Here is a 23780-nt window from a genome sequence, read left to right as displayed (position 1 = left end):
TGCAAAGTCTTTTTTCGATGAAAGAGATTTTGAAGAGGGCTAGAGAACTAGCTGACAAGATAAAAAAGAGGGAATACGTTAAAATCGTTACTCATATAGATGCAGATGGAATTACGTCGGGTGCGATAGCTTTTGAAAGTCTTAGGAGGGCGGGAATTGATTGTGAGATTAAGTTTGTCAAGAACTTAGATTCTAAGAAAATTGAAGAACTTTCAAACGAGTTCGTCTGGTTTACGGATTTGGGTAGCGGTTGTATAAAAGACATAGTGAGATTTAAGCTCGATTGCGTTATAACTGATCATCACATTCCTGAAGGTTACTACAGATACCAGCTAAACCCACACGATTTCGGATACGATGGGAGTTACGATTTGAGCGGTTCTGGAGCGACTTATCTGGTTGCGAAGTTTTTAAATCCTATGAACCACGTAGATTTAATTCAATTGGCGATCGTTGGAGCTATAGGAGATCTGCAGGACTCTAAGAACTGCAAGCTCGTTGGATTGAACAAATTTCTGATTGAAGAGGGAGTTAAGCACGGATTTTTGAAAGTTGAAAAAGATCTGAGGTTTTTCGGCAAGCAGACGAGACCTGTTTTTAAGATGCTTGAGTACAACTTTGATCCCTATATACCGGGCGTTAGCGGGAGTGAGAGGGGGTCTATAGAACTTTTGAGAAGGCTGGGAATCCCCTTAAAAGATGAGGATTGGAGGAGATGGATAGATTTGAGTAGGGGCGAGAAAAGAGCGGTTGTTTCCGAGCTTGTGAGGATATGCATGAAGCATGGGTACCCTTTGAGCTACATAAAGAGGATAGTCGGGGAGTGCTACATACTGACCAAACAGGTTGAGGGAACTGAGCTCAGAGATGCTATGGAGTTTTCAACGCTTCTGAATGCAACTGCAAGGTATAGCAAAGCTGACATAGGTTTGAGGGTTTGCTTGGGAATTTTGAACGGATGTGATGAATGGGCATTCAAGAAGGCTCGGAAGCTGTTGCAACAACACCGCAAAAACCTATCTGAAGGAATAAAGATTGCTCTCGATAGGTTGAGGGAGTTTAAGAGCGTTCAGTTCTTCCATGCAAGGGATGATATACTGGATACGATTGTAGGAATAGTGGCTGGCATGTGCTATTGTAAGGCAAATTTGGATAAGCCTATAGTTGCCTTCGCAAACTGCGATGAAGGAGTTAAGGTTTCTGCAAGGGCAACACAAAGACTCGTTGAAAAAGGCTTGAATTTGGCTAAAGCTATCGAAATCGCTTGCAGAAAGGTGGGAGGGCATGGAGGGGGTCACAAGATAGCGGCTGGAGCTATAATACCGAAGGGGAAGGAGTGGGAATTCTTGGAAGAGTTCAACAGGGTTGTAGAAGGACAGATCAAAGCTCAACCTTAACGTTCACGAACATTGGTCCTCTGATGTCTATCTTACCACCTTTCGAAGCTATGTATCTTATTACATTCTCTTGAATTGTTACGTTCACATCACTTGGGCTCTCAACAACCCTCACCCTCAAGACTCCACCTTCTCCTCTTGCAACCATCTCCTCAACCTTTTTACCGATGTAGTATGCGAAGCTGTCTATGTATCTAATCCCGGTAGGAATTCCGTTCTCGAAGTACTCTTTGAATTTTTCATTCCTTGGAATTCCGTAAACGCTGTTCTTGTAGACAACTATCTCGTTCGCATAGGCTGGACCACAGAGCTTGGTATTTTCCTCAACTTCAAAAACGTAAACTCTGAAATCCTTGCCGTAAAGCTCGCCTTCAAAGGCTAAGAACTCGCATGGACTTTTCTCATTTGCATGTTTCTCAGCTGTCCTTATTACGGCATTTGCAACCTTAAAGCCAACTGATGTCTGAGGAACTTCTTTTATCCTTATCGCTTTGGCTATGTCCAAGTCACTCAACACTACATCCTGCATGTAAACCATCTTTCTAACGTCCGTATAGCCGTAGAGAATCATAGCCAACCTTTCAACACCTAAACCAAGATTTAGGACGGGATAATCGATACCGTAGTGGCAAAGGGCTGTTGGGGAGTATATTCCGAATGTAGCTATCTCAACCCAGCCGTCTTTGTATTTAGTGTTACTACCTACAAGCTTGGGGTGGAATGCAAAAACTTCGGTTTGAGTCCCGGGAATGTAGTACTTACTCCTCTTCTCATCAAGCCTAAACTTAAACTTCTCGAAGCCGAAGTGTCTCAGCAAAGCTGTAGCTATAGCCTTTCCATCCTCAACGCTCACATCCTCATCGACCAAGACGCAACTCGCTGAGAAGTAGCTGTATAGTCTTACCGCACTCTCCCCCTGCTCCCTTCTGAAGCAACGGTCTATGCTGAATAATTTTATCGGTAGAGGCATTTTGTCCGCTACATTGCTTAAGGTTATGAACCACCCAGTCGTCATGTGACTTCTGAGCGTTAAACTCGTTGGAATCGGCTTCAATTCCTTAAATTCTGGAAAGAGTTCTATGATTTTAACAGCTTTAGCATCGTCGATTTTCAAAGCCTTTGCTATCTCAAAAGAAAGATCGTCCCCATCAATCTTACCCTTCTTGTAGCTGTGAAATACCATCCTGAGTTCTTCTATCTCATCTTTCTCAAGCTTTCTCCCCAGTATTTTCTCTATATCTCTTACTTTCTCAGCTGAGATGCCGACGTTAGGTTTTGGAAGTGTAGCCAAGTAAAAGCATCGATCCAAAACTGCCAAAGCCTCCTTTCCGAACTGCTTCTTCACGTGAATATCCTCGACAATTATCGGATTTATGACCTCCTTGAATCCTAAGGATAGGTAAGCCTTCCTCAACTCTTGAATGGTCTTAAAAACTGGATGCTCCTGTCCGTAATCGTATTGATAAAGGGGGTATCTTTCGTTTAAACTTCTCTCTGTCAGAATATCTCCACTCCTAAGCCAAGCTGACTCAAAATCCTTTTCAACAAGCTCCAACCACTCCCTTGAATCGAACTTCATAAATATCACTCCAACGCTTTTTCAAGCTCCAATGCAAAGCTAAGGATTTTGTTCTCTTCGAAGTAGTTGCCCATAACCTGTAAACCAACTGGCAAGCCTTTTACGAAACCCATCGGCATAGACAATGCAGGAATTCCGGCTAAGTTGGCTGGAACTGTGTTTACATCCATCTTATACATCGTTAGAGGGTCTTGAATCTCTCCTATCTTGAAAGCTGGAGTTGGCATCGTTGGAGCTATTAGAAGGTCGCAATGCTTGAAAGCTCTCTGAAAGTCGTTCCTCACCAAAGTCCTAACTCTCAAAGCCTTGAGGTAGTATCTACCGTAATATCCAGCTGATAGAGCGTAAGTTCCGAGCATTATCCTCCTCTTAACTTCCTCTCCAAATCCCTCAGCCCTAACCTTAGCAAAGTATCTCGTCCAAGTGTCGAGCTTTTCCAAGGCGTAGCCGTATCTGACTCCATCGTATCTTGCGAGATTCGATGAGGCCTCGCTCATTGCTATGATGTAGTAAGCGGGTAGAGCGTATTTTAGAGAGCTTAGAGAAACTTCAACAACTTCATGCCTCTCTCTAACTATGTCGACGACCTCCTCAAAAACCTTCATTACATCATCATTTGCACTCATCTCCTTAATGATTCCAACCCTGTATCTTTTATCTTCAGGCTCGAATTTGAAATCTACACCAGCATTCGTTGAGTCTCTTTCATCCTTACCAGCTATAACCTCCAAAAGTAGAGCCAAATCCTCAACGCAGTTTGCCATAGGTCCGATTTGCTCTAAGGAATTGGCATAGGGAATCAAGCCGTAACGTGAGACCAATCCATAGGTCGGCTTTAAACCGTAAACTCCGCAGAAGGAAGCTGGACACCTTATACTTCCACCCGTATCACTTCCCAAGGCTAAAACACTTTCATTATGCAAGCAAGCTCCACTTCCTCCACTACTTCCCCCAGCCACTCTCTCCAAGTCGTATGGATTTCTGACTACACCGAAGTATGATGTTTCCGTGGTAGTACCCATTGCGAATTCGTCCATGTTCGTCTTTCCGATTATTATAGCTCCCTCCTGCTTAAGCCTCTCCACTACATGGGCATCGAATGGAGGAACGTAGTTTGCAAGCATCTTTGATGCGCAAGTAGTTCTCAACCCCTTAGTGCTTATGTTGTCCTTAACAGCAACTGGTATTCCGGCCAACTTACCCTTCAACTTTCCTTTATCGAACTCCTCAGCTTTTTTTAAGGCCTCCTCCTTGTTTAAAGTTATGAATGCGTTGAGCTTACTCCTCTCAATCCTCTCAAAGAGTTCCGCAATGAGATCGTAGCATCTCTCACTCTCGAGCCTTTCCCTCCACTCCCTCACTTTCATAATCAATCCTCCATTATCTTCGGCCCTTTGAAGTATCCATCCTCCACATGCTTTGCATTCATCAAAACGAGTTCTCTCGGTAGAGGTTCCTTTGGAACGTCTTCTCTAAAAACGTTTTTGAGCGGTAGGACGTGATAAGTCGGTTCAACATCCTCACCAACTTCGTCGAGTATGCTGAAGTATTCCAAAATCTTTGAAAACTCTTCTTTAAACTTTTTCACGTCCTCAGGTTTCAATTCGATCTTGGCAAGATTTGCAACGTGAAGAACCTCCTCCTCGGTTATCATGTCAGACCCTCCCAATGTCTACATAAAACGTTTCTGCCCGTTTGTCCCCACCGTCGACACAATTTGATATAGTCTTAAATAAAATGAGACGGTAGGAACTTTCTCCTCATCCACACCTTCATCGGTAGCACGGCTACCTCTGGAGTGGATTCATCGGGCATCGGGACAAACGGCACGTGCCCCTTCAAAGTTAAACCCCTCTTTTCCAAGTTGAAAACCGCTACCACATCTCTACCCATCTCAACGTTGCATTTGGGACACTTTAACTGCCTCGGGGCATCGCCCCTCATCAGCTTAGAATTACAAAACGGACACGTAGATGACGTCCCTCTCGGATCAACCTTAACTACGCTCACACCCCTCTCTAAACATTTCTCCTCGATAACCTTAATCAAACTTCTAAAACCAGCTTGATAAATCCTATGCCTCAATTTTTTGTCGTTTACGTTACTTATCATGTTCTTAGGGCATCGTTTAGGTAAGTTTTCAAGGACAACAACCGCATTTAACTGTTTAGCCGTGTTTGCGATAACGTTAGCAATTTTGTATCTTCTATCCCTCTTCCTATTGCGCTCTCTACTGTGAATAACCCTCTTGACATGCCTATTACCCTTAATACTTTGCATTACCTCTCGATAGCCAGAGTATCCAAGAGTTAACCTCTTAATATCTGTTTGAAGAAGATAAACCATATTCAGTACCTTAACCGTAACGTTGCCCTCGTTAACGTCAACCGAAATCACACTCCTTGCGGGCTGGAAGCTTCGCTTTTTCAAAGCGAAGAGGAAAGCCCGCCTTCTCCCGAAACATTTTTATTCCCTCCTCTCTTATTTCTCCCCCAGAGGGTCGCTCTGACCCGGCCCAATGACACAAACCGAAGGCTATGACTCCGTCGTGAGACGGGGCAAGAGCCGGTTCCCCTATGGGGAACCTTCCCGCTTTAGCGGGAAGAGGAGGTCAGGTTACCCCCGTTAGCCTCAATCTCTTTCTCAAAAGTGAAATACACGTATATCCTCCTCTGCTTACGATCTAACTTTAACTTGGGCTGTGTTCTCAGCTTCCATCCACCATTTACGTACTTCCAATACAGTTTGTGTGGCTGGAGTTCGATAGTAATCCATCCCTTATGCGTAGCTACTTTAATCGTCGTGTAACCTAACGGTTTCCACAAGTGGTCGTCCAACCAAATAGAGGTCTTACTAACCAACGGCTTGTCCGATTTCGCCAGCTTTTTCTTCTTAAGTTTTAGGAAACTCCTTATCCTCGTCGAAGCGTCTTGACAGGCAACGTGTACGTAATGACTGGGCAATTGCGGATGTTTCCTCCTCAACTCGTGATACTTGCACTTTTTCAATCCAGTAAACGACTTCACGTCGTTCTCGAAACCGTAGGTGACTAACTCTTTAACTAACTCTCCGTAAACGCTCTCCAACTCTTTAAGAATTTCCCACTTTCTCTTTGTTAGTACGATACTCGGAACGACTACTGTCCTCGTAAGTTTAACCACTCTCTTCAACCTCCTTTAAAAGCTTCTCAAAGTCTTGAACGAACTTCTTTTTCTTGTGACTTCTCATACCGTATAGCTTGCCAGCGAAACTAGTAACTATGGCTATCAAGTCTTCAACTAATTCTTGATAAGCATCTTTAGGCTCTTCGCCATAGGGCAACCTCTATCTTTACACCAAATTGTTTGAAGAAATATTCGAGATACTCGAAACCGAATCTAGTAACTATCCATATAGGTAACGACAATTACGTCTACCTCCCTGTTCACCACGTAGTTAAAGAGGTTCAATAAACCTTTACGATTAGTTTTCAAACCACTGGCTATATCTCTTAGACTACGACCCTATATTCTTTCTCCCATATAATACTCAGTAAGGTACTATATCTGCCTTTCCAAGTCCGATTTCTGGTCCAAGGAACTTACACGAGCATAAATTATCTCTCTCACCTCTTTGACTTCTTCTTTTCCGCTAATTATTCTCTCTACTTCGCTCTCTGGAATCATCCACCTACCAGTAGGAGTTTTAACCGCTCTAATCTTACCGGTATAAATCCACCGCTTCAAAGTAACAAAGTAAATCCCAAGTCTCCTACAAGCTTCCCTAGGCGTAACAGTCTCTTACTCATACGCTATACTTCGCTATTAAAAAGTTTCTGCCCCCAAATCCTGTGGAACAACTCCTTACACTCATCGTAACTCAGCTTTCTAACCTTCTTCGCAATCCTGCACTCTCTCTTTAGGTGCGGATAGGGGTCTTCATCGCTCGGCAAAAGCTCATCCTTTGGAATGAGCGAAACGTAGATGATGCTTTGTGCACACATCAGCTTAGCTTCATCATCGCTAACATCTTCACCGAGCATGTACTTGATCGTCAACTCGTTTCCAGGATTCAAGTAAAACTCGATTCCAAGCTTGTTAGCAACCTCTCTCGGTAGATCAACAACATCAACGTTGAAACCCTTTTCTTTTAAAATTTCAGGCAAAAGAATGTGAATTTGACCAGCTTCAACAAGACAATCACCTATCTTCGCAATCTCTTCGGCCCTCATTTCATCTCTAACGATAAATCTTTCAGCATCAGCTTTGGTGAATCTAACAGCGGAATCTACAAGAGCATCAAAATCTCTTCTCATGAAAGCTTCCTGATAGTCTATCCAAGCTTCACCGACCTTTTTCTCAACAACTCTAACCTTCATCGCTAACTCATCGGAAGGAAGGGGTTGCTTCGATTCGATAGCCCTGTGAAATCTCTCAAGCATTTCGAGATAGGGTTCAACTTGGTATATCTTCTTCCCCATCGAATACAGCCTTCTCAAAACTTCACACTGGTAAGTTGAATAGAGGGGAAAAGAAGTGTTCAGGTTTTCGACGTAGTAATCTATCGTTATGTCTCCTTTGAGCATTCTTTCGAAAAGCGAATCTTTCGGCTCTTCTATAACTATGGTGTCGTAATCTTTTGCAATCTCTTCAAAATGCTTAAGCATCTCGACTCTGTGCGAGGTAAACAGCACCAACATGACAACAGTTTTCGAGAGGCAATTAACTGTTTTTGTGATTACGACCAGAGGTTACCTTCCAATATATGTTTAACGATGTCCGTAGTGGACTTCATGTACTTATAATAGTGAACGACGTAGCTACCGTCTTCATCTTGAATTGGATCTGAAAACTTTGCAGATACACCCATCCTTCTCACGTGCTCCTTAAAGAGCTCGAAAACTTCGAGATCGTAAAATCTCAACCTCATATTCTCGTACACTTTTCCTCTATCTTTAACATTCCTTATACTTTCAACCATGGAAAAGAGAATTGCTTTTCCTATTCTCAAAGCCCTTTCGTACATATTCTCTTCACTCTCGCAGAACTCCCAACTCTGAAAACCCTCCCTTATCAACCTCGAAAACAGAAAATCCTTACCGTACTCACCAAAGTATCTAAAGCCGTAGCTGAGATCGGAACAGTTGGCTTGACTCGTAGTATACTTTATAGGAGGTTCCTTCATCTCAACGTCCTTTATAACTACTCCCTCCCTACCCTCCTTCCCTATCTTCTCTATTACATCCCTAACGACTTCGTGAGCGATCTTTGAACTAACAACGTCAAATATTGTCGCCATATTAAAGCCGTAATTCTCGCAAATCCTCTCCTTCTCTTTGATGGATAGGGCTTCGTTCGTACTCTTATCTCTTATATCGAAAACGTAAAAGTCAAGTCTTTCGCCGTAAATTGAGCTTGGAACGTACGGTGATTCCTCCCCCACAGCTTCACAGCAGAGCATCAAATTCGGATGATCTTTAAAAAAGGACTTATCAAAAATTAACCTAACTTTCTCGGTAGTGTAGGGGCATATGAAGCCTCCTCTGGTTATTGCATAAAGTTTCTCTCCGAATTTGACAATCCTTACGTTGTACCCGTTCATCTTCTCCTCTATCGCAACATCGCCTTTGAAGTGCTTTTTAATGGTTGGATACAGCGTTAAGGCCCTCTTTATCTTGGGAAACCCCCTTACGATCTCAACACCTTCAACTGTCTTAGCTATCAACGTTCCCTCTTCAAAACCACCAAACTTTCTGTCGAGCTTGTAAGCCTCCAAAACGTCTGAAAAAAAGGGATGACTTATGAAAGCTTTTCTCAAGATGTCCCTTCTGAAGAGCTCCCTTAAAGCTGGAGCGGAAACGCCAATGGCACTAGCAATATCCTTCATATGTTAGAGTATAGGAATTTCATCAAGTCTCTCTCAGTTATTATTCCTTCCAACTTGCCGTTCTCAACTATCAAAGCGCATCCAACACCCTTCTCAACCATACTTCTTACAACATCTGATATTTTGTCCCTGCTTTCGAAAACGAGGGGTTCTCGATACTTGAGTACGTTTGAATTTGAGGCAATCTCATGTATGCTCTTGTTCAGCACATCCTTTATATTTCCAGTTTCGAGCATCTTGAAGGCATCTTTGGCGAAGTACCTAAGGAAATCTGTTGATACAAGAATTCCGTAAAGTATGCCGTCCTTGACTATTGGCAATCTCCTTATCCTCTTGGATATCATTATCTCCATAGCCTCTCTAACGGTCGTGTTCGGAGTTACAGTTACAACTCTAGGAGTCATGTAATCTCTTACAACTCCATCAAGCCTTCTCTGACTGGCTAGAAACTTCACTATGTCCCTCTCAGTAACAATCCCGAAGACTTTGCCATCGTTATCAACTATTGGACATCCGCCCACGTTTTTCTCTATCATCAGTTCAACTGCATCCTCCCAAGAATCCGTGTATCTAACGGAGACAACATCTCTAGTCATGATCTCGTCTATGCTCTCATTTATAGCCTTTGCCAGATTACCCTCGTACCTGTTTTCTACGATCTTATGCTTTTCTCCACCACCGAGGAAATTTATTATGTCCGTAGCAGAGACTATACCCATAAGCTTCTTTGTTCCAGCATCTGCAACTGGCATTCTTCTGAACCCGGCGTTAACCATCGTTTTGAGGGCATTCATTATTGTCGAACGGGGAGGAATAGTCTTGACGTCTCTGGTTGCCAAATTCATGACACTTCCAAGCTTCATCTCAACACCTCATAACAATCTTCACAAACCTTTAAACCTTCTATATCATAGAGACGATCGGAAATTCTTCCACACTTCTCGCACTTGCCACTCATTTCCTCAACTTCATAGTACTCATTTTTGAGGAGCTCTGCAAATTCACCTAGATCTATTACTACACTCAATATGTCGTTGTCAGTCACAATCCCTATAAGGTTGCCGTTATCATCTACAACTGGTAATCTTCTGATTCCTCTCTTTCTCATTATATCCGCAGCCTCTCTGAGACTGGTGGTTGGCTTTATCGTAATTAGCGGTGTGCTCATGATGTCCTTGAGCTTAACCTTTGAAGGTAGCTTATTCTTGGAAACGACTTTGTAGAGGATATCCTTCTCAGTTACAATTCCTATCGGTCTTCCGTCTTCAATTACGACTACGCTACCTACTCCGAACTTTATCATCTTCTTCGAAGCTGTGAGTAATGTATCGTCCTTCCTAGCAGTGCAAACTTCTCTGGTCATTATTTCCTTCACTGGTATGTCGGACTGCATAACCATCACTGAGCGAAAGTAGGGGAGTTGATTTAAAGCCTTTTTGCAAAACAGTTGCAATTAAATTTAGAAGAGTTAGCCCCTATCTAAGACGAAATGTCTGTACCACTTCGGCTTAAACTTCTCCAAAAACAGCTTGAAGGCCTTTTCAGCCTTCTCGGCATCGCCGCATGTGAAAACGTCAAGGTTTACGAGTTCGTACTCCGGCCACGTATGTATTGATATGTGGCTTTCCGCTATCAGAATTATTCCAGTTACACCATGCGGGTTAAACTGCTTGTATACACTGCCAACTTTTGTTAGCTCAGCCTCCTTAACTACTTCCTCCATTATCTCACGGACTTTTTCCTCTTTTGATATCAAATCCTTCGATACACCGTACAACTCCGCTATTATGTGCCTGCCGATGATCATCTCCATCACCTCCCATTTTCACCACCTCCTTTTTGTTTAAACATCGGAGAGCTAAGATGAAAGTGAATATATCTGATTTTTAAAGTTTTCGCAGGGATTAAAAAGTTTTGCAAAGTCCGTTTTTGAAACGTATCGGAAACCACAGTTCATTTTAGGACAAAATTGAAAATTGCTGATTGTTTCTGGCCAATCTGGGAAATATCATTCATTTTTGAATTTAGGCTGAATTTATTGATTATTTATTACATATATATTTGAAATGGCGTAAAAAGAAGTGGCAATTTTCTACCTTCTTTGGGCGAAAGGAGGCCGTATAATTCAGAAACATTTTATCATGATCGATAATAATCGATTATACGGGATGTAAGCCAATTTTTTTAACATCGTAACCCTTTTTTAATGATTGGAGAGCTTGATCCATGCTCAGAGGTAGGGCTTGGAAGTTCGGAGATAACATTTCTACGGACCACATAACCCCCGGACGGTACTTTCATTTGAGAAGCAAAATTGAGGAGTTGGCTAAACACGTTATGGAGGATGCCGATCCGGATTTCATGAAAAAGTTCAAGCCCGGCGATTTTGTAGTGGCTGGAAAGAACTTCGGAATGGGAAGTAGTAGGGAACATGCACCTTTGGCATTGAAAGTAGCTGGAGTTTCAGCCGTCTTAGCAAAGTCCTTTGCGAGGATATTTTACAGAAATGCCATAAATGTTGGATTGCCAGTCCTGATAGTTGATACAGATCCAATAGAGTCTGGAGATATTCTCGAAGTTGATTTAAGCAAGGGTATAGTCAGGGATGTTACCAAGGGCATAGAGTTGAAGGCTAAACCTCTTCCAGAATTCATGCTGAGAATTCTCAAAGCTGGAGGGCTTGTCGAGTACGTCAAAACTTATGGAGATCTTTAGAGAATTTCATCAACTTCATAATCTTCCCAACTTCTTAAGCCTAGTAGCATCTCAAATTCCTGTGGAGTTAGAATCGGCACACTGTAGAGTTCAATGTCATCGTAGCTTATGCGGGGACAGGCAGTATTAACGAAGTACCCGTAAAGGAAGTTTTCGAGAACTTGAGGAGATATGTCATCCAAATATATGAGTTCAACTTCTTTACTCCTCTCTTTAGCTTTTCTCTTTAAATCCAGAGCCAAGCTCAACCTCTTCTGACCAATTTTCTTACTAACTATTATCGCTCCTCTTTCAGCAGCCATAGCCTTCGATATACTCAGATACCTTCTCTTCAGAAAGTCATCCACTTTAACCTCTTCAAACTCTTTATCGAGCGGACAGAAGCGGTAAACCTTCTTTTTAGTGTATATTTTCGCTCCTATTGGATGAAACAGACCGTCACCAACGAACAAAACAGCTTCAGCCTTAGAATTTCTTAAAACGGTGTAGTTGCATCCCAAAACCTGCCCCAGCATCTTTACCCTGTTGCTTCCCCTTTTCAACTCAACCTCGTAACCCCTCTTTTCTAAAACACTCTTAACTTCTGGCAGTTTCCAAGCGTACTGGGCTGAAGCGATTAGGGCAATACTTCTCTCTTCAATCTCTATATCTTCAAAATCCTCGACATCATAGTCTACATAGTATGGGACGTATATCACTCTTTCAAGCTCAAATATGGGTGTGTGAGCCAAATGTAAGAGGACGTCAACTTCCTTAAGTAGCTCTAAATCCAAATCGCAAGCGCCATAACAGTGAGAACCTGAAATTATAACCTCGTAACCCTTACTTTCAAAAAACTCTGCGATCTGTTCGCTTTTATATTTCAGACCGTCTGGAAGCTGGATTCCTATTTTCTTAGCGTTTCTTTTCTCAAGTTCAGGTAGAACACTTTCTAAATCAAGCTTTCTTCTTGGCATCAAGAATAGTTCTTTTAAAGTTTTTTAACTTTCCTGCAGATGTAAAATCTTCTCTCTAAGCTCTTGTGAACTCGCTGATAGCACTTGCCCTCTATTTCAAAGTAATCGTTTACCAAGTCGTCTATGTCCACGTTTATTACGAGTACTGCCCTTCCATCTGGCTTTAAAACTCTGTGTATCTCCTCTACAGCCCTCTCAACTAGATTCTCACCAAATAACCTCGTCGATCTTTTGTAGGGAAAATCTGTAACAATTCCATCAAAAACCTCATCTTTAAACGGTAGATTTCTAGCGTCTCCCCTAATCACATTCACGGGGAGCTTGAAGAATTTCAGATTCTCAGCACATCCTCTCACTATCCTATCGTAAGCTTCAACTCCAACGAAATCTAGCCCCATCAAACCAGCTTCTATCAGAAAAGTTCCCGTTCCGCACATGGGATCCAGTATGTATTTTCCAGCGGTTATGTTTACCATAGCCCTTCCTATCTTTGGAGGGATTACGCATGGCATACTGAAGGGCCTCTTGTTAGGATGTCTTTCGAGAAATTGCTTTTTGTCAGTCTTGTGAATTAGGTAACCGACATGACATCTTTTGGAGATATACACTCTTATGTGTGTGTCCGGATTCGTTAAATTTATCTTGCAACCTCTCTTCCAAAGAACCGCTCCAAGCCTCTTCTCAATCATCAAGCTGTTGAGATCGGGTCTCCTTATCTTTACAACCCTTACACAACAGCTACCCCTTATAGGTATCTCACTTAGAACTTCTTCCAGCTCCTCAAGATCGCAAGTTGTATAGTATTCAGAAACCTCATGTGTTAGGGCCAATCTATCAAAACAGTTCCTTTTGAACTCTGCTATTAAGATTTGTACATCCCTACTTATTTCTTCAGCTTCGAGAAGATTTAGGACTTCAAAACTTGCTAAGCAAGTGTTTTCTCCAGAGAGGTAAAAAATCCCCTTCATTTTTTCTTCTTGGTCTTTTCTCTTTCCCTAATTTCCTTTATTTTTGAGACAATCTTCTCCATCAGTCTTATCTTTGATTCGGTCTTTGGAACAACAACCCTTCCTCCTTCTTCCCACCAGAACTTTGGATACTTCTTTTCTTCAGCCTTACATGGAATTCCTAGCTCTTTGCAAGCTTTAACTATTTCTTCGAGCTTTACATTTGGAACGGCGTATTTTAAAGCTATCTTTCTGCCTTCACTTCTCTTCTTTCTGCTGTCTATATTTACCGTCCAGATTACACACTCCTTCATTTTCTCCTCCTCTCCAACTCTTTCCAAATCTCTTCAAGCTTTATATCAAGCTTAACTAGGAGTACGAGCAGATGATAAACAAGGTCAGCCGTCTCATAGACTATTTCTTCCCTCTTGCCGTCCTTCACGGCCAGTATTAGCTCAACGCATTCCTCACCTAACTTTTCAAGTATTTTGTTGACTCCCTTTTGATGATAGAGTAGTTTTGACGTGTATGATCCTTCCTTTGGATTGATCTTTCTGTCCATTAAGACATCGTAAAGTTCGTCAAGTATCATTTTTGATCACTCAACCCTTTTGAGTGTTATCTCAACAAGCGGATGACCTTCATCAACAACTTCTACGTCTTTTAACGACTTTATACCCTTTCTCCTTACGAGCTTTTCGATTCCAAGCTCCACATTCTCAGGAACGTTCAGTATGTAAGCGTCAAGCAATTTTTGGCCGATCTTTAGTGATGCTATGGCTCTGTGATGTCCATCGACTAAGTAATATCGGTTATCTTTCCTTATAACGACTATAGGCTCAGCCAAACCTTTTCTAAGTTCGTGAATTCTTCCCCTCAATTCATCCGCATATACCTTTGTTTGTGTTGGTATTAACTTGCTAACCTCCACTTTTCCTCTCTCGATCGTGATGTTGGTGTTGTGTATCTTCTCAAGGGTTTTCTTGAGTTTTTCTACCTTTTCAGGTGTGGCTCTCTCGATTTGACTTCTGATAACGTCCGTATTCGATATTATTCCTACCAACCTGCCCCTGTCATCTACAACTGGTAGCTTCGAATGTCCAGTTCTAAACATAACTCTTGCAACATCTTTCAGCGGCATGTACTCTTTCGCAACATGTACCTCCTTCTTCATTATGTCCTTTATCTTCATTGTCGGATCTTTTTTTAAGAGATCTATTGATGATACGTATCCAACGAGCATACCATCTTCATCGACAACTGGGAATCCATCGTGTCCAGTTTCTTCAATCAGCCTTATCGCATCTTCAACTGTATTCTCAGGTGATAGTGTAACTACATTTTTTGTCATGTAGTCCTTAACTCTGAGCTTGGCCATTGGAATAGAATAAAATTTGAGGTGTATTAAAATTTTGTATGGAAAAATTTTTGATGGAAAAAATCGTTACCTCCTGTATACTTCGGCTAGATTGACGTTTATTCTCTCACTTATCAAATCAAGCACTTCTGCTAAAGTCGTCAACAACTTGTTGTAAGCCTCTATGAAGTTTATGACGCTTTCCCTTGCACTGAGCTTTGATTGAATCTCTGACAGCTCATTCATCAAGTCTTGATCAAATTCGCCACTCATCTGTTTTGCTACAAACTCCTGCTGTTTCTGCTGGAAGTCCATCAACAACTGCTGAGCGACTTCATCTTCTTTCAAAGCCTTCTCGCACTCCAGAAACTCGACATACTCCTCGAGCTTTGTTATCTCGTCTGCCAGAGCTATCGCCTTTTCTCTCAACACATCCAACATTCTAACACCTTTGCGAGACTCTCTGAGGTAGTATTTTAACCTTTCTCTTTTTATCTCTTTCATCTATCTTTTTTCTGATCGGTCTAATTGGTACTCTCTTAGTGTATCCACAATTTAAACATGTTATTATGACTCTCGACTTGGCTATCCTAACTCTGAACTTACCCTCCTTATAAGGGTACAGACACTTCTTACAGAACTTTAGTTTATACTCCTTTGGCAACTTTATTCTGTACTTCATCGCAATCCTTCTAGCAAGCTCTACATACCTCCTTGCAAGTTCGTAATCTTTGTTCTTCATTTCTTCCATCATTTGAAAGAGTTTGTCAATCCTCTCCCTCGCAATCTTTCTTTCTAGCCTCTTCTCCCTTTTGAGCATATTGACAAAGCTTAAAAGCAGTTTTGATAAAGCTTCTTGTGGTGTAAATGTTCATCGAATTGTTGGCTGAAAAATATAATATAAAACGAGTTTATCCTGAGGATTGTCAGCTTTGCATCTTGGGTTACGAGGGTAGATGCCCTTACTTGATCAAAGTTAAGGGAAAGAGGTTCTGCGTCAGAGAAGTGGCAAAGGAAGACAGAAGAATAATATTCAAGGCTTTGAGAAAAAGGCGTTAGTTTAAATTCTTTTTAAACATATTTTTAAATTTAGTCTGCCTAAGCTTCAACTATGATCGTTCACCCCATAGACTACCGTTATGGTACTCCAGAGATGAAGAGGATTTGGAGTGAAGAGAGCAAGATTAAGAGAATGATCTGGGTTGAGATTGCTTTGCTGAGGGCTTTAGCTAAGAAGGGCTACATCGATGAGGAGAAGGTTAAAAAGGCTCAAAAACAAGCTTTAAATGTTACACCTGAAAGGGTAAAGGAGATAGAGAGGGAAATCAGGCACGATGTGATGGCTCTTGTTAAGGCTATAAGTGAGGTTGTGGATGAAGAGGTTGCAAGGTGGGTGCATTTTGGTGCAACTTCGAACGACATAACCGATACAGCCGTAGCGACTCAGCTGAGGGATTCGATAAAAATTCTCGAATTCAAGCTGAAAAAGTTGATAAGACTCGTTTGTGAGAAGGCTTTAGAGTACAAAGATGTTGTTTGCTTGGGCAGGACTCACGGCCAACCTGCTCTACCAACGACATACGGCTTCAGGTTTGCAGTCTGGGCTTCAGAGCTTGCAAGGCACTATGTAAGGCTTCAACAGATCAAAGATCGCCTTTTAGTTGGAAAGATGAGTGGTGCTGTTGGAACTCAGGCTGGATTTGGAAAAGACGGTTTTGAAATTGAAGAGGAAGTAATGAAGCTCTTAGGATTAAAACCGGCGATAATATCAACTCAGATAATCCCGAGAGATCATTACTGCGAATACATCGAATTCTTAGCCAATTTAGCCACAACGCTTGAGAAGATGGCAACGAACTTCAGAATACTTCAGAGAGGGGAAGTTGGAGAGGTTATGGAGGAATTTGGCAAAAAGCAGGTTGGATCATCTACTATGCCTCACAAGAGGAATCCGATTGACTGTGAAAATATCTGCGGGATTGCAAGAGTGGTAAGAGGTTTCGTCGAGCCGATGCATCAGAGTGCTATTCTCTGGGAGGAGAGGGATTTGACAAACTCTTCTGCCGAGAGGATAATTCTCGTTGAATCAACTGTTTTGGCTGATCACATTCTTACCAAGATGATCAGGGTTGTTGAGAGATTAAGCTTGGATTTAGATAGGATTAGAGAGAATTTGGAGAGAGTTAGGGGCTTGAATCTGAGCGAGGCTGTGATGTTAGCTTTGACTAAAAAGGGCATGGGTAGGCAGGAAGCTCACGAGTTAGTTAGGGAGATTGCCATGAGAGCCTATGCGAACAACACAAGCCTGCTTGAGGAGTTGCTGAAGGACGATAGAATTATGAGATATTTCACAAAGGAAGAGCTTGAAGAGTTGCTAAAGCCCGAAAATTACCTTGGCACGGCTAAGGAGAGAGTTGACAGGGTTGTTGAATGGGTTAAGAGTGTCGTTGGTTTATAATTTGAGTTGGCTAATCCAAAATCCTGTACAACGTATCTCTCTGCTTTGGAATCCTTCCAACACTTTCTATCAGCTCGATTATTTTCTCTTTAGGCAGGAACTCACCGCTTTCTGCACCGGCTAACCTTGAGATGTTCTCCTCTATCAAAGTTCCACCTAAGTCGTTTGCACCTACACACAGGGCAACTTGAGCCAACTTTACTCCCAACTTAACCCAAGAAGCTTGGATGTTCTTGATCTCTGGATGAAGCGTAATTCTTGAAACTGCAATCACAAGCAAATCTTCAAAGCCAGACGGAGGTCTTACAATCTTTCCAAGCTCGTTATTCTTGTGCATGAACGGAAGAGGTATGAATTCCGTGAATCCACCAGTTCTTCTCTGAATCTCCTTAATTATCAACAGATGCTTGAGTCTATGTTCCCAACCTTCTGTATGCCCGAACATCATCGTAGCAGTTGAAGGAATTCCCAAACGATGGGCTGTAGTTACAATCTCGATCCAGCGATCCGTGCTTATCTTCTTTGGACAGATCACCTTCCTTATTTCGTCATCCAAAATTTCTGCAGATGTTCCCGGAATAGAATCCAATCCAGATGATTTCAGCTCTTTCAAGACTTCTTTAACATCCAAACCAGTGTTTATGGCCATATGATGAATTTCCATTGGTGAAAACGCGTGAATATGTATATCTTCGCTAACTTCTCTAACAGCCTCAATTATCGACTTGTAAAAGTTTAAATCCGCGTTGGGGTACAATCCGCCCTGAATACAGACTTCAGTGCAACCGTATTCGACAGCCTCTCTAACCTTCTCCTTGATCTCCTCAAGCGTAAGAAGGTAACGCCTCCTATTTCTAAAACTACAGAACTTGCAGTTTCCAACGCAGATGTCTGTGAAGTTTATGTTTCTGTTGACTACAAAAGTAACAACATCTCCGACAACTTTCCTTCTAAGCTCATCGGCTTTTGCAAATGTTTCGAACGGATTTTCTATCAAATCCCTAAGCCTTTCTAAAGCCCTCTCTATCCGAGTTGAGCTTAATAAGCTCTGCAATTTCATCACTAAACCACCCCAACTTTACGAATTTCGGATATATCGGCAACCTCTCCCTCAAGATGAAGCCATTTTTCTCTAAAACTTTCTTCAAACTGTTAATTGATGGCCAAGGATGCTCTGGATTTATGTAATCTGGTGTAACTTCTGAAATACCACCCAAATCCCTCGCACCAGCTTTCAAGAATGGTGTAACATCCTCAACCAAGTTTGGGGGTATCTGAATGGTTACATCACTCGGTAAGATCTCTCTAGCAATTTTAACAGTTTTCAGCATATCTTCCAAGCTTGGAGGTTTCCAGTTTGCCATAGGTGTGTTAGGTTTAGGTGAGAAGTTCTGAATTATCACCTCCTGAATGTGTCCGTAGTTGGCATGGATATCGGCAATTACTTCAAGCGAGTAAGCCCTATCGTATTCGCTTTCCCCAATCCCGACGAGAATTCCGGTAGTGAAAGGTATCTTTAGCTTTCCAGCATTTTTTATTGTCTTAATCCTGACTTCAGGCTTTTTTCCGGGACTTTCGGCATGACACTCCAATTCCACAGCTTGCTCAAGCATCAAACCCATACTTGCATTAAAAGGCTTGAGAGTCTTTAATTCGTTGTAACTCAAAACTCCAGCGTTAGTGTGAGGCAAGAAACCCATATCAACAGCTAACTTGTTCATATCCCTGACGTATTCGATGAATGTGTTGTAGCCTAATCTTTTGATGTTTTCTCTAAATTTCGCATAAACATCTGGTTTCTCACCGAATGTGAACAGAGCTTCGAGAGCACTTTTAGCTTTCAATAAAAGAGATTTGATATCCTCTGGTTTCATGAGCTTGTAATCGTTCTTTCTAAAACCGCAGTAAGCACACGAGTTTCTACATGTTCTCGTTAAGGGAATAAAGACGTTTTTTGAGAATGTCACAATTTCCATGCCTTAAGATCAACACTGGGATAAAAACATTGTGAAGGTTTGTCAAAGTTATTCCTCCATCCTGCTGAATAAAAATCCTGCCAAAATTGTTGAAACTGCTCCAACCAACAGCAGAACTGCAAAATCTATTGTCGGATCTATTTCGGTGTATCCAGTCAAGCACCACCTAACTCCGTCAACTCCGTAGCTCATCGGATTAAGCAAAGCTAGCCACTTCAATCTGCCAAGCTCGTCTATTGGAAATAGAGCTCCTGAAAGCAGGAATAATGGGAAGACAAAGAAGTTTACAACCAGCTGAAAACCATGCATATCCCTCATCTGTGTAGAGAAAATTATCCCAATCCCCGTAAACGTGATTCCGGTAAGGAACATAAAGATTAAAGCCATCGGAATTCCTATAGGGTTTGGCCTAAAACCGACAAAGAGACTTACGAACATCATAATCACAGCCTGAAGCATTGCAATCGTAGTTCCTCCTAAAATTCTACCGAAGGCTATCGATGTCCCGCTTGCTGGAGAGACTAGTATTTCTCTCAAAAATCCAAACTGTCTATCCCAAACTACTGAAACGCCAGAAAAAGTTCCTCCAAAAAGGATTATCATCGACACAATGCCCGGCGTTACGAAATCGATGTAAGGTATGCTTAAAGTTGGGATTGTTGCTCTCCTGAATCCCAAGCTGAAGAAGATTAGGAAGAAGAAAGGCATTCCAAGCGAACCGAGAAATCTACTCCTTGCCCTAACAAACCTCTTAACATCTCTAAGCCAAAGGACATAGACGGCATTGATATTTTGCACAAAAGTCATTTCAACTCCCTCCCAGTTAGGGTAACGAAAGCATCTTCAAGTGTCGGCCTTCTTATGCTTATTGATTTAACGACCTTAAAAGCTCGCAGAATCTCTGGCAAAACTCTCTCACAATCTTCAACAGTTATCTCAACAAAATTTTCGCCTTTTACGATTTTCTTTGCTTTGATCCGAAGATCGAATTCACCTTCGAACTCTATTCTGACAACATCTCCACCGACCATTCTCTTAAGATTTGAAGGAGTATCTATTGCGACAATCCTACCCCTGTCGATGATAGCAACCCTATCACACAGCCTATCTGCCTCTTCCATATAATGGGTTGTTATGAAAACGGTAACACCTTCTTTTCTAAGTTCCTCGATGTGTTTCCAGATCTTTCTTCTCGTGTGAACGTCTAAACCGAGAGTAGGTTCATCTAAAAAGAGAACTTTTGGTTTGTGGAGGATACCTCTCGCAATCTCAAGCTTCCTCTTCATACCTCCACTCAACTTTCTGACAAGAGTATTGGCGTAATCCTCAAGCTCTACCAAGCTTAAAACTTCTCCAATTCTCTTCAATCTATCTTTTTTGTTCATTCCGTAAAGTCTTGCATGAAAGTCCAAATTTTCGTAGACTGTCAGATCGTTGTCGAGAGTAGTTTCCTGAAAAACAACTCCTATTCTCTTCCTAACCTCTCCAGCCGATTTAACGACATCGTGACCGTCAATTTCAGCCTTTCCGCTCGTCGGCTTTATTACAGTTGTAAGAATCTTTATCAAGGAAGTCTTTCCAGCACCGTTTGGACCTAAAAGCCCAAAAATCTCGCCTCTCTCAACTTCGAAGCTAACCGAGTCAAGGGCTTTCAGGCCATCGTAAACTTTCGTTACGTTTGTAACTCTGATTATCGGTGTCATCCTTCAACGTATATGGCAGGTTTGCCTGGCATCGCCTGCTTTCTTCTATCCTCTGGCACAGCCGACTCATCCAAAACAATTTTAACGCCAAGCTCACCCTCAATAAACTCCTTGTTTTCTTCGATAATTTTTCTTTCATCTATTCCCACGATCTCCTTGAAAGTATCCTTATCTCTGAACACCCTCTTTAGGAATGCAGATACCTCCTTAGCCATCTTCTTGAACTTATCATACTTCATAAGCTCAGCCATTGCTGATTTCATGCTATCTGAATCCAAAGCAACCTTCAACGCTTCAACTTTCCAATCTTCAGCGAATGCAACGTAAACTCTTTCACCCTTGAAAAACTTCATGACCTCCTTAACGTCCTCGATGAAGTTCTTGAGGTAGTTTTCTATAGCTTCAGCCTTTTCATCGATCTTGCTTTCATCGTATTCAGGATAACTTTCGAGGCTTACAAAGCTGTCGTGTTTGAGATGCCAAAGTTCCTCGCAAATGTGCGGGATGAACGGAGCAAGAAGCTTTATCCAGTCATCTAGGATTATGGCCAAGTTGTCTCCACCCCTCTTTAGATACCATCTAATGTCGTTCAACACTTCGAAGAATGCGGAGTTAACGGCCCTTCTTGTCTGCAACTTTTCCATAGCGTCTCTTGTCTCCTTCACAGCTTTCTGGAATCTGCTTATCAGCCATCTGTCTAGGTGATCAATCTCCTTGATCTCTTTGGTGTAGTGCTCTTTAACGAGTTCGAAAAATCTCTCCAAATGCCTCTTCATTGCCTCAACTTCCTTGCTTCTCCAATCGGCATCGCTGTCGTATTCTGAGGCGTAGAGTATGTAAAGTCTAGTAACATCTGCTCCATTCTCTGCAACGGCCCTCTTCATGGTTAAGAGGGGTCCTTTGCTCTTGCTCATTTTCTTTCCTTCCAAGCTAACGTATCCGTTTACAGCTATTGCCCTCGGCCAGTGTTTCGGTGGGAAAATTGCCACATGGTGGAAGAGGAAGAAGAGCAGATGATTTGCCACCAAATCCTTTCCACTGCTCCTCAGATCTACGGGATACCAGTATTTGAAGTCTTTTCTAACGTCTTCAACTGTCTTAACGTCTAAGCCAGATGACTTCGCAGCATCTTCAGCCTTTCCAATGCCCAAGAGAACGTAATCCAAGAATTCCTGAGTTATGTTCTCGGCTTTAAGCTTACCTTCATTTATGAACTTTGCTAAGATGTAGTAAGCCATGTAGATCGTTGAGTCGGACAAGCTTTCGATCAGCCATTCCTTATCCCAAGGAATCCTCGTTCCCAGCCCCCTCCTTCTTGCACAGGCTTTGTCCTTCAGCCACTCAATCTTATTCCTAAACTCCTCCTTGTAGTAATCTGGAATTATCGTCATCTTCTCAAGCCAGTCTAAAACTTTCCTCTTCCACTCTTCATCCGAATACCTTATGAACCACTGATCTCTTACTACCTTTACCACACACTTCGTTCCGCACCTGCAAACAACAGGCTTCTCGCTGAACTCGTAAAAAACATCTCCAATCCCCTGCTGAATTAAATCCCTCTGAATTACCTCCTTAACTTCAGAAACTTTCATTCCAGCGTATTTACCAGTTACATCTAAGAGGACTCCCTTATGGTATTCCTTTTTATAGACTATCTTTGTAGCTTTCTCCAAATTCGGATCACTTTGATTCTTAATACCTAACTTCTCAACAACATCCTTAGCGGGGATATCGTAATCCTCGTCCTCGATTCTTATGAGTACTATCGGTTCAATCGATTTGACTACATCTTCAATGCCGTACTTTCTCAGAATTTCCTCGTTCCTCTTTAAATCCTCTATAGCAACGTAATCGTAAGGTGCGTGAGCAGGAACGCTCATCACAACACCGGTTGCGTTGTCAGTATCGACAAATTCGGCTGGCAAAATGGGAACTTCTTTTCCAGTTACTGGATTGACGACAAACTTACCGATAAACTCCTCAGCGTTGACTTCTCTCAAAATTTCGATATTTCTCTCCTGATACCTCAGCTTTTCAGCACACTCCTTGCTGATAAACCAGAGCTCACCGTCCACCTTAGCCAAAACGTAAGTTGTTGGTTTTACCCAAATGTTAGTGACACCAAAAACCGTTTCAGGTCTGAGCGTTGCACACGGAAATATTATCTTTCCAAATTCATCGTCTGGCATGTAGAACTTTATGACCGTGTAATCGACAATTGTTGCTTCTTCACCCATTAAAAGGTCGTGATCTTCAACGGGGTTGTTGCAGTTCGGACAGAATCTTACAGGATGGGAACCTTTCACTATCAAACCCTTCTCCTTGAGCTTCCAGAACTGCCACTCTATGAACTTCTGATAAGGTTCATCTGTTGTTGTGAACTTTCTCCTCCAGTCTATTGAATATCCTATGTCCTTGAGTGCCTTCTCAGCCTCCTTAGCGAAATACTCGACAATTCTTTCAGGAGTAGTGAGAGTTAGGAGAATATCCTTAGGCACATCGTGATACTTCGTGTAAACTTCAATCGTTCTTGGGTCTCTCTTCTTTATAAGCTCAGCCAGACCTATTATCGGAGTTCCAGTTACATGGAAACCCATGGGAAAGAGTACATTAAAACCGCACATTCTCTTGTATCTTGCAATAGCATCGCCTATCGTAAAGGTTCTGCAGTGTCCCACGTGCAGGTTACCGTTGAGATACGGATAGGGAATAGTTATGAAGAACTTTGGTCTATCATCGGGATCAGCCTGAAAAATACCAGCTTCTTCCCAAGCTCTCTGCCACTTCTCTTCAATTTCCCTGAACATGAATGCAGAGTAAACGCTCA

The 23780-nt window shown here is 42.1% G+C and carries 26 protein-coding genes and 1 pseudogene; 4 read left to right on the top strand and 23 right to left on the bottom strand.

All coding sequences use genetic code 11. The features are described from left to right. The first annotated feature begins 17 nt into the window (after positions 1 to 17). Positions 18 to 1397 (top strand): single-stranded-DNA-specific exonuclease RecJ, encoded by a 1380-nt coding sequence (locus tag ARCPR_RS06590; RefSeq protein ID WP_012940697.1) that lies wholly within the window; start codon positions 18 to 20, stop codon positions 1395 to 1397. Here the strand turns inward: ARCPR_RS06590 and sepS are convergent. The 11 genes and pseudogenes from sepS to speD all read right to left on the bottom strand — a co-directional run bounded on the left by sepS (position 1381) and on the right by speD (position 10648). Then, positions 1381 to 2976 (bottom strand): O-phosphoserine--tRNA ligase, encoded by a 1596-nt coding sequence (sepS, locus tag ARCPR_RS06585; protein ID WP_012940696.1) that lies wholly within the window; start codon positions 2974 to 2976, stop codon positions 1381 to 1383. The two genes, ARCPR_RS06590 and sepS, sit on opposite strands and share 17 nt — an antisense overlap. A gap of 5 nt (positions 2977 to 2981) precedes the next feature. After that, entirely contained in the window at positions 2982 to 4343 is a 1362-nt protein-coding gene (gene gatA, locus ARCPR_RS06580; RefSeq protein WP_012940695.1) for an Asp-tRNA(Asn)/Glu-tRNA(Gln) amidotransferase subunit GatA, read from the bottom strand. A 2-nt stretch (positions 4344 to 4345) separates the two neighbouring features. Further along, complete coding sequence (gene gatC / locus ARCPR_RS06575; protein ID WP_012940694.1) at positions 4346 to 4630, bottom strand: Asp-tRNA(Asn)/Glu-tRNA(Gln) amidotransferase subunit GatC; 285 nt, start codon at positions 4628 to 4630, stop codon at positions 4346 to 4348. Positions 4631 to 4704: 74 nt separating this feature from the next. Continuing rightward, on the bottom strand, positions 4705 to 5373 hold the full coding sequence (locus tag ARCPR_RS06570) for an IS200/IS605 family accessory protein TnpB-related protein (RefSeq protein ID WP_222829533.1): 669 nt from the start codon (positions 5371 to 5373) through the stop codon (positions 4705 to 4707). A 197-nt stretch (positions 5374 to 5570) separates the two neighbouring features. Then, positions 5571 to 6137, bottom strand: coding sequence for a hypothetical protein (locus ARCPR_RS06565; protein ID WP_052294195.1), 567 nt, complete (start codon positions 6135 to 6137; stop codon positions 5571 to 5573). Further along, positions 6130 to 6716: pseudogene (locus tag ARCPR_RS06560) on the bottom strand (IS607 family transposase). Before ARCPR_RS06560 ends, ARCPR_RS06565 begins: the two are co-directional and overlap by 8 nt. Positions 6717 to 6766: 50 nt before the next feature. Beyond that, positions 6767 to 7654 carry a hypothetical protein gene (locus ARCPR_RS06555; RefSeq protein ID WP_012940693.1) on the bottom strand — a complete coding sequence of 296 codons (888 nt, stop codon included), beginning with the start codon at positions 7652 to 7654 and terminating at the stop codon, positions 6767 to 6769. Positions 7655 to 7692: 38 nt separating this feature from the next. After that, positions 7693 to 8841 carry an RNA ligase gene (locus tag ARCPR_RS06550; protein WP_012940692.1) on the bottom strand — a complete coding sequence of 383 codons (1149 nt, stop codon included), beginning with the start codon at positions 8839 to 8841 and terminating at the stop codon, positions 7693 to 7695. Further along, positions 8838 to 9704, bottom strand: a complete 867-nt coding sequence (locus ARCPR_RS06545) for a CBS domain-containing protein (protein ID WP_012940691.1) — start codon at positions 9702 to 9704, stop codon at positions 8838 to 8840. Before ARCPR_RS06545 ends, ARCPR_RS06550 begins: the two co-directional genes overlap by 4 nt. After that, positions 9701 to 10240, bottom strand: a complete 540-nt coding sequence (locus ARCPR_RS06540) for a CBS domain-containing protein (RefSeq protein ID WP_245526127.1) — start codon at positions 10238 to 10240, stop codon at positions 9701 to 9703. Before ARCPR_RS06540 ends, ARCPR_RS06545 begins: the two co-directional genes overlap by 4 nt. Positions 10241 to 10309: 69 nt before the next feature. Continuing rightward, positions 10310 to 10648 carry an adenosylmethionine decarboxylase gene (gene speD / locus ARCPR_RS06535; protein WP_012940689.1) on the bottom strand — a complete coding sequence of 113 codons (339 nt, stop codon included), beginning with the start codon at positions 10646 to 10648 and terminating at the stop codon, positions 10310 to 10312. A 419-nt stretch (positions 10649 to 11067) separates the two neighbouring features. On the opposite strand from speD, the gene ARCPR_RS06530 reads away from it, so the two are divergent. Then, complete coding sequence (locus tag ARCPR_RS06530) at positions 11068 to 11556, top strand: 3-isopropylmalate dehydratase small subunit (RefSeq protein WP_012940688.1); 489 nt, start codon at positions 11068 to 11070, stop codon at positions 11554 to 11556. Here the strand turns inward: ARCPR_RS06530 and dph2 are convergent. The 7 genes from dph2 to ARCPR_RS06495 form a co-directional block, all read right to left on the bottom strand. After that, a complete protein-coding gene (gene dph2 / locus ARCPR_RS06525) occupies positions 11553 to 12512 on the bottom strand; it encodes a diphthamide biosynthesis enzyme Dph2 (RefSeq protein ID WP_012940687.1) in 960 nt (319 codons plus the stop codon). The genes ARCPR_RS06530 and dph2 overlap by 4 nt on opposite strands. Before the next feature lie 14 nt (positions 12513 to 12526). Next, entirely contained in the window at positions 12527 to 13480 is a 954-nt protein-coding gene (locus ARCPR_RS06520) for a methyltransferase domain-containing protein (RefSeq protein ID WP_012940686.1), read from the bottom strand. Beyond that, a complete protein-coding gene (locus ARCPR_RS06515; protein ID WP_012940685.1) occupies positions 13477 to 13773 on the bottom strand; it encodes a signal recognition particle subunit SRP19/SEC65 family protein in 297 nt (98 codons plus the stop codon). The genes ARCPR_RS06520 and ARCPR_RS06515 overlap by 4 nt, the downstream gene beginning before the upstream one ends. Beyond that, a complete protein-coding gene (gene hisE, locus ARCPR_RS06510) occupies positions 13770 to 14051 on the bottom strand; it encodes a phosphoribosyl-ATP diphosphatase (protein ID WP_012940684.1) in 282 nt (93 codons plus the stop codon). Before hisE ends, ARCPR_RS06515 begins: the two co-directional genes overlap by 4 nt. A gap of 6 nt (positions 14052 to 14057) precedes the next feature. Next, the gene (locus ARCPR_RS06505; protein WP_012940683.1) at positions 14058 to 14837 is read right to left on the bottom strand and encodes a CBS domain-containing ParB/RepB/Spo0J family partition protein; all 780 of its coding nucleotides are present in this window, start codon (positions 14835 to 14837) and stop codon (positions 14058 to 14060) included. Between the two features lie 66 nt (positions 14838 to 14903). Further along, complete coding sequence (locus tag ARCPR_RS06500; RefSeq protein ID WP_012940682.1) at positions 14904 to 15257, bottom strand: YlbF family regulator; 354 nt, start codon at positions 15255 to 15257, stop codon at positions 14904 to 14906. A gap of 1 nt (position 15258) precedes the next feature. Continuing rightward, complete coding sequence (locus ARCPR_RS06495) at positions 15259 to 15636, bottom strand: ribonuclease P protein component 4 (RefSeq protein ID WP_012940681.1); 378 nt, start codon at positions 15634 to 15636, stop codon at positions 15259 to 15261. Positions 15637 to 15683: 47 nt separating this feature from the next. On the opposite strand from ARCPR_RS06495, the gene ARCPR_RS06490 reads away from it, so the two are divergent. Both ARCPR_RS06490 and purB read left to right on the top strand, forming a co-directional pair. Further along, positions 15684 to 15875 (top strand): hypothetical protein, encoded by a 192-nt coding sequence (locus ARCPR_RS06490; RefSeq protein WP_012940680.1) that lies wholly within the window; start codon positions 15684 to 15686, stop codon positions 15873 to 15875. Between the two features lie 52 nt (positions 15876 to 15927). After that, on the top strand, positions 15928 to 17274 hold the full coding sequence (purB, locus tag ARCPR_RS06485; protein ID WP_012940679.1) for an adenylosuccinate lyase: 1347 nt from the start codon (positions 15928 to 15930) through the stop codon (positions 17272 to 17274). Positions 17275 to 17284: 10 nt separating this feature from the next. Here purB and cofH read toward each other — a convergent pair whose 3' ends face one another. From cofH to leuS, 5 genes are read right to left on the bottom strand one after another with little or no spacing between them, the layout of a single operon-like run. Further along, the gene (gene cofH / locus ARCPR_RS06480; protein WP_012940678.1) at positions 17285 to 18334 is read right to left on the bottom strand and encodes a 5-amino-6-(D-ribitylamino)uracil--L-tyrosine 4-hydroxyphenyl transferase CofH; all 1050 of its coding nucleotides are present in this window, start codon (positions 18332 to 18334) and stop codon (positions 17285 to 17287) included. Beyond that, positions 18276 to 19250 (bottom strand): 7,8-didemethyl-8-hydroxy-5-deazariboflavin synthase subunit CofG, encoded by a 975-nt coding sequence (gene cofG, locus ARCPR_RS06475; protein ID WP_012940677.1) that lies wholly within the window; start codon positions 19248 to 19250, stop codon positions 18276 to 18278. Before cofG ends, cofH begins: the two co-directional genes overlap by 59 nt. 48 nt (positions 19251 to 19298) lie before the next feature. Continuing rightward, positions 19299 to 20057: an ABC transporter permease gene (locus tag ARCPR_RS06470; protein ID WP_012940676.1), complete on the bottom strand. Its 759-nt coding sequence runs from the start codon at positions 20055 to 20057 to the stop codon at positions 19299 to 19301. Beyond that, positions 20054 to 20953: a daunorubicin resistance protein DrrA family ABC transporter ATP-binding protein gene (locus tag ARCPR_RS06465; RefSeq protein ID WP_012940675.1), complete on the bottom strand. Its 900-nt coding sequence runs from the start codon at positions 20951 to 20953 to the stop codon at positions 20054 to 20056. The genes ARCPR_RS06470 and ARCPR_RS06465 overlap by 4 nt, the downstream gene beginning before the upstream one ends. Continuing rightward, the gene (gene leuS / locus ARCPR_RS06460) at positions 20950 to 23760 is read right to left on the bottom strand and encodes a leucine--tRNA ligase (RefSeq protein WP_148208693.1); all 2811 of its coding nucleotides are present in this window, start codon (positions 23758 to 23760) and stop codon (positions 20950 to 20952) included. Before leuS ends, ARCPR_RS06465 begins: the two co-directional genes overlap by 4 nt. Between the last annotated feature and the right edge of the window lie 20 nt (positions 23761 to 23780).

The organism is Archaeoglobus profundus DSM 5631 (assembly GCF_000025285.1).
Classification (GTDB): domain Archaea; phylum Halobacteriota; class Archaeoglobi; order Archaeoglobales; family Archaeoglobaceae; genus Archaeoglobus_B; species Archaeoglobus_B profundus.
This window is presented reverse-complemented; position numbering and strand designations above follow the sequence as displayed.

Bases quoted from the DNA above. Each gene is read 5' to 3' on its own strand.
- ARCPR_RS06590 (WP_012940697.1), top strand. From the start codon at position 18: ATGAAAGAGATTTTGAAGAGGGCTAGAGAACTAGCTGACAAGATAAAA.
- sepS (WP_012940696.1), bottom strand. From the start codon at position 2,976: ATGAAGTTCGATTCAAGGGAGTGGTTGGAGCTTGTTGAAAAGGATTTT.
- gatA (WP_012940695.1), bottom strand. From the start codon at position 4,343: ATGAAAGTGAGGGAGTGGAGGGAAAGGCTCGAGAGTGAGAGATGCTAC.
- gatC (WP_012940694.1), bottom strand. From the start codon at position 4,630: ATGATAACCGAGGAGGAGGTTCTTCACGTTGCAAATCTTGCCAAGATC.
- ARCPR_RS06555 (WP_012940693.1), bottom strand. From the start codon at position 7,654: ATGTTGGTGCTGTTTACCTCGCACAGAGTCGAGATGCTTAAGCATTTT.
- ARCPR_RS06550 (WP_012940692.1), bottom strand. From the start codon at position 8,841: ATGAAGGATATTGCTAGTGCCATTGGCGTTTCCGCTCCAGCTTTAAGG.
- ARCPR_RS06545 (WP_012940691.1), bottom strand. From the start codon at position 9,704: ATGAAGCTTGGAAGTGTCATGAATTTGGCAACCAGAGACGTCAAGACT.
- ARCPR_RS06540 (WP_245526127.1), bottom strand. From the start codon at position 10,240: ATGGTTATGCAGTCCGACATACCAGTGAAGGAAATAATGACCAGAGAA.
- speD (WP_012940689.1), bottom strand. From the start codon at position 10,648: ATGATCATCGGCAGGCACATAATAGCGGAGTTGTACGGTGTATCGAAG.
- ARCPR_RS06530 (WP_012940688.1), top strand. From the start codon at position 11,068: ATGCTCAGAGGTAGGGCTTGGAAGTTCGGAGATAACATTTCTACGGAC.
- dph2 (WP_012940687.1), bottom strand. From the start codon at position 12,512: ATGCCAAGAAGAAAGCTTGATTTAGAAAGTGTTCTACCTGAACTTGAG.
- ARCPR_RS06520 (WP_012940686.1), bottom strand. From the start codon at position 13,480: ATGAAGGGGATTTTTTACCTCTCTGGAGAAAACACTTGCTTAGCAAGT.
- ARCPR_RS06515 (WP_012940685.1), bottom strand. From the start codon at position 13,773: ATGAAGGAGTGTGTAATCTGGACGGTAAATATAGACAGCAGAAAGAAG.
- hisE (WP_012940684.1), bottom strand. From the start codon at position 14,051: ATGATACTTGACGAACTTTACGATGTCTTAATGGACAGAAAGATCAAT.
- ARCPR_RS06505 (WP_012940683.1), bottom strand. From the start codon at position 14,837: ATGGCCAAGCTCAGAGTTAAGGACTACATGACAAAAAATGTAGTTACA.
- ARCPR_RS06500 (WP_012940682.1), bottom strand. From the start codon at position 15,257: ATGTTGGATGTGTTGAGAGAAAAGGCGATAGCTCTGGCAGACGAGATA.
- ARCPR_RS06495 (WP_012940681.1), bottom strand. From the start codon at position 15,636: ATGCTCAAAAGGGAGAAGAGGCTAGAAAGAAAGATTGCGAGGGAGAGG.
- ARCPR_RS06490 (WP_012940680.1), top strand. From the start codon at position 15,684: ATGTTCATCGAATTGTTGGCTGAAAAATATAATATAAAACGAGTTTAT.
- purB (WP_012940679.1), top strand. From the start codon at position 15,928: ATGATCGTTCACCCCATAGACTACCGTTATGGTACTCCAGAGATGAAG.
- cofH (WP_012940678.1), bottom strand. From the start codon at position 18,334: ATGAAATTGCAGAGCTTATTAAGCTCAACTCGGATAGAGAGGGCTTTA.
- cofG (WP_012940677.1), bottom strand. From the start codon at position 19,250: ATGGAAATTGTGACATTCTCAAAAAACGTCTTTATTCCCTTAACGAGA.
- ARCPR_RS06470 (WP_012940676.1), bottom strand. From the start codon at position 20,057: ATGACTTTTGTGCAAAATATCAATGCCGTCTATGTCCTTTGGCTTAGA.
- ARCPR_RS06465 (WP_012940675.1), bottom strand. From the start codon at position 20,953: ATGACACCGATAATCAGAGTTACAAACGTAACGAAAGTTTACGATGGC.
- leuS (WP_148208693.1), bottom strand. From the start codon at position 23,760: ATGTTCAGGGAAATTGAAGAGAAGTGGCAGAGAGCTTGGGAAGAAGCT.